Here is an 11,978-nt window from a genome sequence, read left to right on the forward strand (position 1 = left end):
TCACAAAACTCTATGCCCGTCCTTTTTTACCCGCACATTACTGGGGATTCCCCAGGGCATTGCCCGCTTTTTTCATTAGTGCCATATCATCATGGCGATGAGGCAGACCGTTACAAGGCCGCACAACGCACTGGTTAAAATAAAATGACACCGGACTCGCTCACAGCGGCGGATGAATTCGTCGTCATGATGATCGCGGTAACGTTGAGCATAAATGTACCAGACCAGTCGCATTTGCTTATTTGGCTGACCATGGGATGTGAAAAAACCACTGCCGTCTACATACTGGTAGAGCAAGGGATCACAACCACGAAGCACCACAAGCAGCGCACGCAACGATGAGAAGTAGCGCGCCATGTTGACGACGCATACCACACACAAGGCCCAAAACAGCGCAACAGTGCTTATCATAACACCTCCCCGGCGATAGCCACGGAGACACCCCCCGGACGACCGCACCCCCGATACCAAGTCAGTCAACTCGTTCCAAATGAGAGAGATACCAAAAGTCGATCGGGTTCACATTTATTTACCCGACTGACTCATTTAATAGTGTAGAAGATCAGGTTATTTTTTTGCCACATCGTTCTGGTCAATCATTCGTGATAATTGTATTTCGATTTAGAATGAATGCAGACGCAGCGGATTGACGGATTTCTTCCTGGGCGATAAGGTAAAAAGAGACCGTTATGCTTAAGTCTTTCTATATCCTCATGCTTCAGGCTGAAGGATATCGTTTACAGGTTCCCGCGAGAGCGGTATGCAGGACGCGGGGCAAGGACATCATCGATAACCTAAAGCGTTGTCTGATCCATTGTCATCGACATCTTATGGAAGGAGTAAAAATTATGGCTTACAAACATATTCTTATCGCAGTCGACCTCTCGCCTGAAAGTAAAGTGTTGGTCGAAAAAGCCGTATCTATGGCGCGTCCGTATAACGCCAAAGTTTCACTGATTCATGTCGATGTAAATTACTCCGATCTCTACACCGGCCTGATTGACGTGAATCTGGGCGATATGCAAAAACGCATTTCCGAAGAGACTCATCATGCGCTGAGCGAGCTGTCCACTAACGCCGGTTACCCGATTGCGGAAACCCTGAGCGGCAGCGGCGATCTGGGCCAGGTGCTGGTCGATGCGATTAAAAAATACGACGTCGATTTAGTGCTGTGCGGCCATCATCAGGATTTCTGGAGCAAACTGATGTCGTCTGCCCGTCAGCTGATCAACACCGTGCACATCGATATGCTGATTGTGCCGCTGCGCGATGAAGAAGAGGAATAATCGTCCTTTCTCGCTGCCCACGCCCGCTTATGCGGGCGTTTTTATTTCCGCCCTGCCAACGTAAATCACTGACTTCAATAAATTCATTAGTGTGATCTGCCGCTGCGATCGTTTTTCTCCAATACAATACCCTGATTTAAAACTCATTCTCGGCATTACTGGCCGATAAATGACAAAGCGGCGCGATCCTGACGCCGCGTACATACTTTTACTGGCGTCACCTTAAGGCAACGGAAAAATGAACAACTCTGCACCTGTCGGCTTACTGCAACAGCCGAAACCCTTTTTTATGATCTTCTTTGTCGAACTGTGGGAGCGCTTTGGCTATTACGGCGTTCAGGGCATTCTGGCGGTGTTCTTCGTCCAGCAGCTCGGCTTCTCGCAGGAACAGGCTTTTGTCACTTTCGGGGCATTCGCCGCGCTGGTGTATGGCCTGATTTCAATCGGCGGCTACGTTGGCGACCATCTGCTGGGCACTAAACGCACCCTGGTGTTAGGGGCAATCGTGCTGGCGATCGGCTATTTTATGACTGGCCTGTCGCTTCACCAGCCTTCGCTTATCTTTATCGCCTTAGGCACCATCGCGGTGGGTAACGGGTTGTTTAAGGCCAACCCCGCGAGTCTACTGTCCAAATGCTATCCGCCGAAAGATCCCCGTCTCGATGGCGCTTTTACGCTGTTTTATATGTCGATCAATATCGGCTCGCTGCTGTCGCTGTCACTCGCGCCGGTAATTGCCGAACGCTACGGCTATGCGGTGACCTACAACCTGTGCGGCATTGGGCTGATTATCGCGCTGCTGGTCTACCTGGCCTGCCGGGGCATGGTGAAGCACATCGGTTCCGAGCCGGACCACGCGCCGATGAGCTTCAAAAATTTGCTGCTGGTACTGGTGGGCACGGTCGCCATGGTTTTCCTCTGCGCCTGGCTGATGCATAACGTTATGGTCGCCAACCTGGTGCTGATCGTGTTATCCATCGTGGTGATTATTTTCTTCTTCCGTGAAGCGTTCCGGCTGGATAAAACCGGGCGCAACAAGATGTTTGTGGCCTTCATTCTGATGCTGGAAGCGGTGCTGTTTTACATCCTGTACGCCCAGATGCCCACTTCGCTGAACTTCTTCGCCATCAACAACGTGCACCATGACATTCTCGGTTTCACCATCAACCCGGTGAGCTTCCAGGCGCTGAACCCGTTCTGGGTGGTAGTGGCGAGCCCGGTGCTGGCGATGATTTACACCCGGCTGGGCAGCCGGGGCAAAGACCTGACCATGCCGATGAAATTCACCCTCGGGATGTTCCTGTGCGCTCTCGGCTTCTTAACCGCCGCTGCCGCAGGCATGTGGTTCGCCGATGCCCAGGGGCTGACGTCGCCGTGGTTTATTGTGCTGGTGTATCTGTTCCAGAGCCTGGGCGAACTGCTGATTAGCGCGCTGGGGCTGGCGATGGTCGCCGCGCTGGTACCGCAGCATCTGATGGGCTTTATTCTCGGGATGTGGTTCCTGACTCAGGCCGCCGCGTTCCTGCTGGGCGGGTACGTCGCCACTTTTACCGCGGTCCCGGAAGGGATCACCGATCCGCTGCAAACCCTGCCGATTTATACCGATGTGTTCAGCAAAATTGGCCTGGTAACGCTGGGCGTGTCGATAGTGATGGCGATTATGGTGCCGTGGCTAAACCGGATGATTGCTACGCCGGAAGAGAAAATATAAGGGAGTGTGGGCGCAGGCGATACGCTGCCTGCGCTTTTTTAACTTACAGCGACTGATGCTTAGTCTCATGCGTCAGCAGCAACGCAATCAGCGTCAGCGCCGCCATCGACGCCAGATAAACCCCGACGTAAAACAGCCCGTAGTTCGCCTGTAACCAGGTGGCGATATACGGCGCAACGGAAGCCCCAAGAATCGACGCCACGTTATAAGAGAACGACGCCCCGGTATAACGCACTTCGGTTGGAAACAGTTCTGGCAGCAGCGCGCCCATCGGGCCAAAGGTCAAGCCCATAATGCTCAGGCCAATCAGCAGGTAAGCCATCACCATCGCCGGGTTGCCGGACTGCAACAGCGGCGGGAACACGAACAGCGCAAACAGAATAATCAGTGTGGTAATTACGATCATGCTCTTACGGCGACCGAATTTATCCGCCAGCACGCCAGCAATCGGCACCATCACGCCAAACCCGATCACCGCCATCATCAGCATCCACAGCACTTCGTTGCGCGGGAAGCCCAGGCCATTCGGCACTGCTGCGGTACTGAAGGTCATCGAATAGACCGTCATGATGTAGAACAGCGTATAGGTCGCCAGCATGATAAAAGTGCCCAGGATGGTGACGCGCAGATGTTTGGTCAGCAGCGTGCCCAACGGGACTTTCACCTGTTTGTTGGCTTTGGCGATTTTGGCGAATACCGGCGTTTCATGCAGGGAAACGCGGACATACAGACCAATCAGCACCAGCACGGCGGAGAACACGAACGGCACGCGCCAGCCCCAGGACATAAACTGCTCGTCGGTCAAAATCCACGACAGCAGCAGAAAGGTGCCGTTAGCGAAGAAGAAGCCGATAGGCGCACCCAGCTGTGGGAAAGAGCCGTACAGCGCGCGTTTACCGGCAGGCGCATTCTCGGTGGCCAGCAGCGCCGCGCCGCCCCACTCACCGCCCAGACCCAGACCCTGGCCGAAACGGGCCAGTGCCAGCAGCAGCGGCGCTAACACGCCAATGGTTTCATAGCTCGGCAGCAGGCCGATCACTACCGTGGAAATACCCATGGTTAACAGTGAAGCCACCAGCGTGGCTTTACGCCCGACGCGATCGCCAAAGTGGCCAAACACCGCAGAACCGATAGGACGCGCGATAAACGCGATGGCAAACGTCGCCAGCGACTGTAGCGTGGCGGCAGTTGGGTCGCCCTGCGGGAAGAAAATATGGGGGAAAACAATCACCGCCGCAGTGGCATAAATGTAGAAATCGAAAAACTCAATGGCGGTGCCAATGAGTGATGCGACAACCACTTTACTGCGCGAGTTAACCGGAGGTGCGTCGTGATCAACGGATGTCGTGATAGATGCTTGCATATATTTTTCTTATTTATGTGAAACGAAATTGCATATTACGCATAGCAAAAGCCACATTTCAATGCGGCACAAAACGTGAAGTTGTTCAGAAAAGCGGCAAAAAGAGGATAATTTTCAGGCTCGCAATTTCACTTCTATGAAATGCTTCACACAAATTTTAAATCAGCATGAAAAACCAGAAATTGGTTAAATAAAAGTTACGGAATGGATTTATCGTCTAAAAGGCTGGCTCGGGCTGAAGTTTTTTGCGTAATACTCCAGCCCGGCCTGTTTAACGGTGGGATTTACCCGGCATCCGTTTGTCGTCTTTGTACTCTGCGGTGGCAATCCAGGCCGCGCAAAACAGCGTCAGACGGGCGAAGAAATAGAAGAACGCCATAATCCCCAGTACCGAGCCAAACGCCGCGCCGGATGGCGAGGTCATCAGCGATGGCAGCGTCCAGGTCATAATGATTTTGATCACCTCAAAGCCCACAGCTGCCAGAATACTGCCGCGGATCAGCGCCTTTTTACGCGGGCGGTGGCGCGGCAGACGCCAGAAGATCCAGAAGAACAGCAGGAAGTTGGCGCACATCGAAATCGCCAGGCCAATCAGCTGCCAGACCGGTTTCAGCCATGGGATATAATCGAGATACAGCCAGCGGATAATCATTTCCTGGGCCGCACCCGCCACAGACGTGATGGAAATGGTAATAATCAGCGCCACCAGCAGGCCAATCAGCGAGACAAAATCGCGCAAGTATTTCGCCCACCATTTTTCTTCATCCTGAGCGGTGCGCTCCCACACATCGCGCGACTGGGCGCGGATCGCCTCACGCAGGTTGCCCATCCAGTTCACCCCGGAATAGAGCGCGACGGCGAGCCCGACGATCCCCACGGTGGTGCGCTGCTGTACGGCGGTATTGATAGTGCTTTTCAGGGTAGTCGCCAGCGTCTGGTCGCTGACGTTCATCAGGATCTTATTGAAAATGTCCTGCAACAGCGTCGGATGCGACGCGAGAATAAAGCCCGCCGCCGCGAAAGACACCATCAAAATCGGGATCATTGATAAGAAAGAGAAATAGGTTATTGCCGCGCCAAACTGGTTACCCAGCCGGTCGTTGAAGCGTTCCGTGGCCCGAATAATGTGGGCGATCATCGGGCGGCGCTCCAGTTTTTCTACCGTCTCGGTCACTTTGGCAATCGGCCCCTCGCCTTTGTCGTGGCTATCTTCCTGTTCAGGATGATCTTTTTTTGCCTCGTCAGATCGGGTGTCCAGTTGGGGCACCGGCTTGTAATCCAGATCGTTGGTCGGGCGTTTCGGGGTATTCTCCGGGGTTGTCATCGAACGCAATTCCTTGTCAGTGATAAGCATCATGAGAAAAGTATAGACTTACGTTAATCAACGTAACCTTTCATCACGCTTCCTAACCATTCCATAAATAAATGCACCCGCCGCGACAGGTTGCGGCGATGCGGGTAAAGCAACGACACCGGCATCGGTTCCGGGCGGTACTGCGGCAGGATTTCAATCAGCGTACCGCTGCGCAGAGCGTCTTTAATTCCCACGCGCGGCACCTGGATTATACCCAGCCCGGTCAGCGCCGCCGCCTGGTAGGTTTCGGTGCTGTTGACCGTTAAGATGCCGCCGGTTTTGACCCAGTGGGTTTGCTTATCAATGGTGTATTCAAACCCCTGGGGGCGGCTGCCAAAATGCGTGGAATAGTGCACCACCGCATGGCTGGCTAAATCCTCAAGCTGTTCAGGAAAGCCGAAACGCTCCAGATAATCCGGGCTGGCGCAGTTCACCACGGTGAGTTTGCCGAGCGGGCGCGCCACCAGACCGGAATCTTTCAGATGCCCGACCCGCACCACGCAGTCGAACCCTTCGCGCACCACGTCCACCAGCCGGTCGCTGCTGCTGAGTTCCAGCTCAATGCCCGGATACTGCTGTAAAAACGCCGGCAGTTTCGGCATTACCAGATTTTTTGCGATGCGTAGTGGCATATCTACCCGCAAGCGCCCGCTAACGCTGGAAGGATCGTGCAGAAACAACCCATCCAGCTCATCGAGATTGGCCAGTAAATCGCGACAGCGCTCGTAGTAGACCATGCCGTCCTGGGTAAGCTGTACCCGGCGCGTAGTGCGGTGCAGCAGCCGCGTACCCAACGCATTTTCCAGCGCCTGGATTTGCCGCGATACGCTACCTTTAGGGAGTCCGAGTGTTTGCGCGGCCTGGGAAAAACTCTCCAGATCCGCCACCCGAATGAACAACTGCATTGCGTGAATTTTATCCATCGGTTGGGCTTATTGTTGTTGAAAACGAAACAGTGATGCGCAACGCGACATCTTTATTGATTTCATAGCAGCTAATAAGCTTTCTCTCAACCACCGTAATAACGCAGACGAGGTTTTTATGACGCAACGTATCGCAATTGTGACCGGCGGCAGCCGCGGCCTTGGGAAAAACGCAGCGCTAAAGCTGGCAGAGAAGGGAATTGCCATTATCCTGACCTACAACAGCCAGCGCGAAGACGCAGACGACGTGGTGCGCGAAATTGAGAAAAAAGGCGTGAAAGCGCTGGCATTACAGCTTAACGTCGCCGAAAGCGACAGCTTTACCGGATTCGCTAATGAAGTGAAGCAGCAGCTCAAACATGTCTGGCAGCGCGAGAGCTTCGATTATTTATTGAACAATGCCGGGATCGGCATTAACGCGCCGTTTACTGACATTACCGAGGCGCAGTTCGACCAGTTAGTGAACATTCACTTCAAAGGACCATTCTTCTTAACCCAACACCTGTTGCCGCTGATGAAAAATGGCGGGCGCATCCTGAACGTCTCCAGCGGCCTGACGCGGTTTGCGCTGCCGGGCTATTCCGCCTATGCCGCCATGAAGGGCGCGATGGAAGTGCTTACTCACTATCAGGCTAAAGAGCTGGGCGCACGCGGCATCTCCGCCAATATCATCGCCCCCGGCGCGATTGAGACCGACTTCGGCGGCGGTGCGGTGCGCGATAACGCTGAACTGAACAAGGCCATCGCATCGCAAACGGCGTTAGGGCGCGTGGGCCTGCCGGATGATATTGGCGAAGCCATCGCCGCGCTGCTGGGAGACGGCCTCGGCTGGATGAATGCCCAGCGCATTGAAGTCTCAGGCGGGATGTACATCTAGCCAGCGTTTACGCCGGGCGGCGCTATCAGCCCGGCGTAAATTCTCGCGCCAGCAGGCCGAACAGCCAGTCGTCCTGCCAGCGATTGTCGAGAAAATAGTTTTCCCGCAGCGTCCCTTCCAGCACAAATCCGCCCTTCTCCAGCACCCGCTTCGACGGTTCATTGCCTACCGTCACCGTGGCCACCAGTTTCCGGTAATTGCAGACCTGAAACGCGTAGCCGCAAATTGCCTGTAACGACTCATAACCCAGGCCCTGGCCGTGCACCCGCGTCGCCAGCAAATACCCCACTTCCGCAACCCCGTCGCCGCGATCGATAAACCCGGTCACGCCGAACGGTTCGCCGCTGCGCTTTTCGCGCATCACCAGGCACAGCCAGTGGCTGCTGCCCGGCGCCCATCGCGGTAATCGGCTGTCAAACGCGGCGCGCATCGCCTCATCATCGCGGGACGACGCCAGATAGCGCGAGATGCGCGGGTCACGCTGAAGCGCCACAAAAAAAGGCCAGTCTTCGGCGGTAATTTGCTGATAAGTGATGCGGGTTGAAGTTATGTCGTCTGCGGGTTGCACACGGGCTCCTGTTAAATGAAAAATATATCGAACGCTTTTCGCCCGATGGTAAGACATGTAAATGGTCTATCTTTGAGTTCACTGTCAGTAACGCTCAACACAGCAATATACATAATCATAATAACTTAGCGCTAATCCCAGGCAGAGCGGGTGGGCGCGTTAACGAGTGTAAGGATAACCATGACTCGTTCAGCACAGCTAATCGCGAGAGAACAATTCGAAGCAGCCTTGCAGGCGATCCGTCAGGCGTCGAAAGAGATCCTCTCACTGCTCGGCAATCCGGTGGCGGAAGCCAAAGATCCGCAATGGTTTTTACAGCAGATGGATAACGCCCGGCAGCATCTCGGCAGTTGGGGGCTGGTCGCGAAGCGGCTGCATATCAACGATGCCGAACTGTCGCAATTTACGCTGCAATTACGCCATCTCCAGCAACTGGTGCCGCAATATGAAAGCGGGGCTGAAGTCAGCGCCACGGCGCTTATCGCCGCGCTGCGGTTTGTGGCGACGCTGGAGCTGGTGCGCCTGCGCCAGCCGCTGTTGCACTACAGCACGGATCTGGCGCTCAGCCAGCCGCCCCAGCCGCGCGCCGCCAGTGTCCAGTTACGGGGTCTGGAACTGATGCTAAAAGATCTGATCCGCGAGGCCTGGCCGGATGAAGTGACGCTGGTCAATCATCTCAAAATGCTGTTCGGGGCCAACAAAGTGCGGCGCTGGCTGAAGTTCGCCAAACCCGGCGACATTCTCAGCGGGATGCAGTTCAGCGAACTGGCGCAACTGCTGGTGGATAAAAAAGAGTTCGCTAAACACTATGCCGCGCATTTTCCGGAAAGCGGCGCGTTAAGTTTCCTGATTGAGCCGCGTAAATCTCTGCTGACGTTTCTGGATGATGTGCGGCTGATCCGCAACCATGCGCTGGGCCAGCAGCCGCTCTCATCGGTCCAAATGACGCTGCTGGAAAATTATTACGCCGCCATTACCTCTCCTGTCCAACAGCGTTATGTCCAGGGCAAAACCCAGGTGCATCCCGGCGGGTTCAGCGCCTGCGATGACGACGAACTCAGCGCTTTTTTTACCGATGCCGAACAAAAACACCAGACGATGAGCGGCGATATTTTCGAGATCCGCGATGCGATTGATTCACCACGCCACAAACCGCCACGCACCCGCGAACAGCGCGAGCAACTGGTGGTCGGCGTATTGTGGGGCGCGGTGGGCCTGGTGGCGATAGCGATTGCCGTTGGAGGGTTACATCTGGTCAATCAGACCCGTAAACCCGTGGCGGCAAGCCCGCCCGCAGCCTATGCCGCGCCCGTTGAACCTGTCGAAGCGCGCGAGAGCACGCCGCGCCAGCAGTTAAATCGTCTGGGTATCGCCTGGGACGAAAACCATTTTCGTTCCGCGATTGACCGCGATGATGACCGTATCGCCCGGTTATTTTTACAGGCCGGGATGGAATGGAAAGTTTCCTGGACCGAGCAGGCACTGGAGCGTAAACAGCACAACGTGCTGGATTTGCTGCTTGGTTATCGCCTGCAAATGAACGAACCCAAGCCGTGCCGACGGATGATTGCCTCGCTCGGCCACGCCCTTTCCCAGGGGCAATCTTTTAGTTCAATCCGTAAGTCTTACCTGAAAGCGTTTTGCACCACGCCCGCCGTGGTCAAGCGCCAGGCCAGTGATCACGCCCAGGCGCAGGCGCGGGCCGCCGCCACGGGTGATAAAAACGATGAAAAATGGGCGGGGATCCAGAAAGCGATCTATAACGAAATCAAATAGCGCGAGGCCATGTCTATGCAAAACACCCACGGCAGTCTTATTGATGTTCCCGGCGTCAAAGTCGGCCACGCCGCAGATGCATTAAAACAAACCGGCTGTAGCGTGGTGCTGTTTGAAGACGGCGCAGTGTGCGGCGTGGACGTTCGCGGCGCAGCGCCCGGCACCCGCGAGACCGACTTGCTCAATCCCACCAACCTGATCGACAAGGTCCATGCCGTGGTACTGAGCGGCGGCAGCGCCTTTGGCCTGGATGCGGCTTCCGGCGTGATGCAGTGGCTGGAACAGCGCAAAATCGGCTTTGATGCGGGTGTGACGGTAGTGCCCATCGTTCCGGCAGCAGTGCTGTTTGATTTAACCTTCGGCGACCCGGCGGTGCGGCCCGATGCCCAGATGGGCTACCGCGCGGTGAATGCAGCATCGGCAACCCCCTTCCCGTCAGGCAATACTGGCGCAGGCATCGGAGCGACCATCGGCAAAATGGCGGGAATCGAAAAAGCGATGAAAGGCGGGCTGGGTACGGCCTCGATGAACGGACCGGACGGACTGATCGTGGCGGCGATGGTGGCGGTCAACGCGGTGGGCGAAATTCGCGACCCGCAAACTGGGCAAACTATCGCAGGTGCCTGCGATGCGCAGGGTCATCTGCTCGATATACAGGCCAGCGTGCTGAACAATCGCGATAGCCACTTCAGCGCGGGCACCAACACCACCATCGGGATTATTTGTTGCAATGCCGCTTTCACCAAAAGCCAGATGCAAAAAGTGGCGCAAATGGCCCATGACGGCCTGGCGCGCACCATTTACCCGGTACATACCTTGAGCGACGGCGATACGCTGTTTGCCGCCACCACAGGCGGTGTCGAGACCACGGTCAACATCGTCGGGATGATGGCAGCGGAAGTGATGGCGGCGGCGGTGCTGGATGGGGTACGCGCCGCACGCAGCGCGCATGGCGTACGCGGCCTGGCGGCTAGTTAATGTAGTACGCCACGTCGGTGGGTTTCATATCTGTCGCCGTCTGGGTAATCAACCCCTGGGTTTGTGCCTCGTTGTAATACAGTAACTTACGATTCGACTCGCTGGATAAAATTGTATTCAGTTCCGCGTCATCGTATTTGGTGCAGGTTTTATAAATTGCCGCAAACAGGTCATTCCCCATGGAAAGCGACTGGCTGAGCGTTTTGATATCGTTAGGTTTCAAATCCTCGGAAACGTTGACCAGGGGCAGGGCTGCAGGATGCAGAAGAAACATTGCTTCAGGCATGCTACGGCGGTTTGGCGCGGCGCAATAGAGTAATGTCGCGGCAGAGGCGATTTGCGACAGATTCACCGTTTCAATCGGCAGCGAGAAATTCTTAACCGCTTCATACCCCGCATAACCGGCATCCATTTCGCCGCCGGGGCTATTGATATACAAACTGACCTGTTTGGTATTCGGGTAATTCATGACAATACCATCCAGGGCTTTCATTAAGTTGGCGATACTGGCATTGGTGACAGGCGTGTTATAAACAATTTTAATGGTGGAAACGTCCAGCGGCGTTAGCCGTTGTGTTTTCATTTCAATTAATTGCCCATAACTACCAAACGAACAAAGACCCAAAAGCATAATTAACGACAAGGTTATTTTTCGCATGAGAGTGGCCTTATAAAAGACAACGTGTCAGAAGAATGAGGCACGTGTAGCGTAGCAAAACGGCTTTTATTTGACAAAAACTCATCGCACACCAGGGGACTTTTTTTAAAAAAATATAATATATTTCACTTAAGCTCGGTGATAATAAAATAGCCCGTCAGGCTTCTGGGATGACGGGCTATCTTAACTCGGTGGGGTTGATAAAAAACTTATTCTTTCATAAGGTCATTTTCATTCTCCTTTACGATATTATGCTTTTTTAGCGGTCACGGCTTTGTAGGCAAAATAAGTCACCAGGGCAATAATCAGCGGCGCAACGATATGGGGGTTAACATCATGGCCCGTTTTTTCTTGCACGATTTCAGTGAGATAGTCGCAGCCCAGGATGATGGCAAAATAAATAAACGCCATCAACGCCAAAAATTTTGGTTTAGTGAACGCATTATTTTTACGGCTATTTCGATTCATCATGATCACCACTCGG

At 54.5% G+C, this 11,978-nt stretch carries 12 protein-coding genes; 5 read left to right on the forward strand and 7 right to left on the reverse strand.

The window, feature by feature from the left end; genetic code table 11:
• Nucleotides 1-75 precede the first annotated feature (75 nt).
• Nucleotides 76-411 carry a universal stress protein UspB gene (gene uspB, locus RT120_RS12840; protein WP_161658676.1) on the reverse strand — a complete coding sequence of 112 codons (336 nt, stop codon included), beginning with the start codon at nucleotides 409-411 and terminating at the stop codon, nucleotides 76-78.
• 437 nt (nucleotides 412-848) lie between these two features.
• On the opposite strand from uspB, the gene uspA reads away from it, so the two are divergent.
• Entirely contained in the window at nucleotides 849-1,286 is a 438-nt protein-coding gene (uspA, locus tag RT120_RS12845; protein ID WP_312983007.1) for a universal stress protein UspA, read from the forward strand.
• 238 nt (nucleotides 1,287-1,524) lie between these two features.
• Nucleotides 1,525-2,997 carry a dipeptide/tripeptide permease DtpB gene (dtpB, locus tag RT120_RS12850; RefSeq protein WP_312983009.1) on the forward strand — a complete coding sequence of 491 codons (1,473 nt, stop codon included), beginning with the start codon at nucleotides 1,525-1,527 and terminating at the stop codon, nucleotides 2,995-2,997.
• A gap of 43 nt (nucleotides 2,998-3,040) precedes the next feature.
• Here dtpB and RT120_RS12855 read toward each other — a convergent pair whose 3' ends face one another.
• The 3 genes from RT120_RS12855 to RT120_RS12865 form a co-directional block, all read right to left on the reverse strand.
• A complete protein-coding gene (locus RT120_RS12855; RefSeq protein ID WP_312983011.1) occupies nucleotides 3,041-4,360 on the reverse strand; it encodes an MFS transporter in 1,320 nt (439 codons plus the stop codon).
• A 271-nt stretch (nucleotides 4,361-4,631) separates the two neighbouring features.
• Nucleotides 4,632-5,684, reverse strand: coding sequence for an inner membrane protein YhjD (yhjD, locus tag RT120_RS12860; protein WP_312983013.1), 1,053 nt, complete (start codon nucleotides 5,682-5,684; stop codon nucleotides 4,632-4,634).
• Nucleotides 5,685-5,737: 53 nt separating this feature from the next.
• Nucleotides 5,738-6,637, reverse strand: a complete 900-nt coding sequence (locus tag RT120_RS12865; RefSeq protein ID WP_312983015.1) for a LysR family transcriptional regulator — start codon at nucleotides 6,635-6,637, stop codon at nucleotides 5,738-5,740.
• Nucleotides 6,638-6,755: 118 nt separating this feature from the next.
• On the opposite strand from RT120_RS12865, the gene RT120_RS12870 reads away from it, so the two are divergent.
• Nucleotides 6,756-7,514 (forward strand): SDR family oxidoreductase, encoded by a 759-nt coding sequence (locus RT120_RS12870; RefSeq protein ID WP_312983017.1) that lies wholly within the window; start codon nucleotides 6,756-6,758, stop codon nucleotides 7,512-7,514.
• A gap of 25 nt (nucleotides 7,515-7,539) precedes the next feature.
• On the opposite strand, the gene RT120_RS12875 is transcribed toward RT120_RS12870, so the two are convergent.
• A complete protein-coding gene (locus RT120_RS12875) occupies nucleotides 7,540-8,082 on the reverse strand; it encodes a GNAT family protein (protein WP_312983019.1) in 543 nt (180 codons plus the stop codon).
• A gap of 180 nt (nucleotides 8,083-8,262) precedes the next feature.
• On the opposite strand from RT120_RS12875, the gene RT120_RS12880 reads away from it, so the two are divergent.
• Nucleotides 8,263-9,858 (forward strand): STY4199 family HEPN domain-containing protein, encoded by a 1,596-nt coding sequence (locus tag RT120_RS12880; RefSeq protein WP_312983022.1) that lies wholly within the window; start codon nucleotides 8,263-8,265, stop codon nucleotides 9,856-9,858.
• 9 nt (nucleotides 9,859-9,867) lie between these two features.
• Nucleotides 9,868-10,836: a P1 family peptidase gene (locus tag RT120_RS12885; protein WP_312983024.1), complete on the forward strand. Its 969-nt coding sequence runs from the start codon at nucleotides 9,868-9,870 to the stop codon at nucleotides 10,834-10,836.
• Here RT120_RS12885 and RT120_RS12890 read toward each other — a convergent pair.
• Both RT120_RS12890 and RT120_RS12895 read right to left on the reverse strand, forming a co-directional pair.
• Nucleotides 10,829-11,419: an ATP-dependent Clp protease proteolytic subunit gene (locus RT120_RS12890; RefSeq protein WP_312983025.1), complete on the reverse strand. Its 591-nt coding sequence runs from the start codon at nucleotides 11,417-11,419 to the stop codon at nucleotides 10,829-10,831. The genes RT120_RS12885 and RT120_RS12890 overlap by 8 nt on opposite strands.
• A gap of 324 nt (nucleotides 11,420-11,743) precedes the next feature.
• Nucleotides 11,744-11,965: a hypothetical protein gene (locus tag RT120_RS12895; RefSeq protein ID WP_312983027.1), complete on the reverse strand. Its 222-nt coding sequence runs from the start codon at nucleotides 11,963-11,965 to the stop codon at nucleotides 11,744-11,746.
• Nucleotides 11,966-11,978: the final 13 nt, after the last annotated feature.

The organism is Atlantibacter sp., from assembly GCF_032062175.1.
GTDB lineage: Bacteria > Pseudomonadota > Gammaproteobacteria > Enterobacterales > Enterobacteriaceae > Atlantibacter.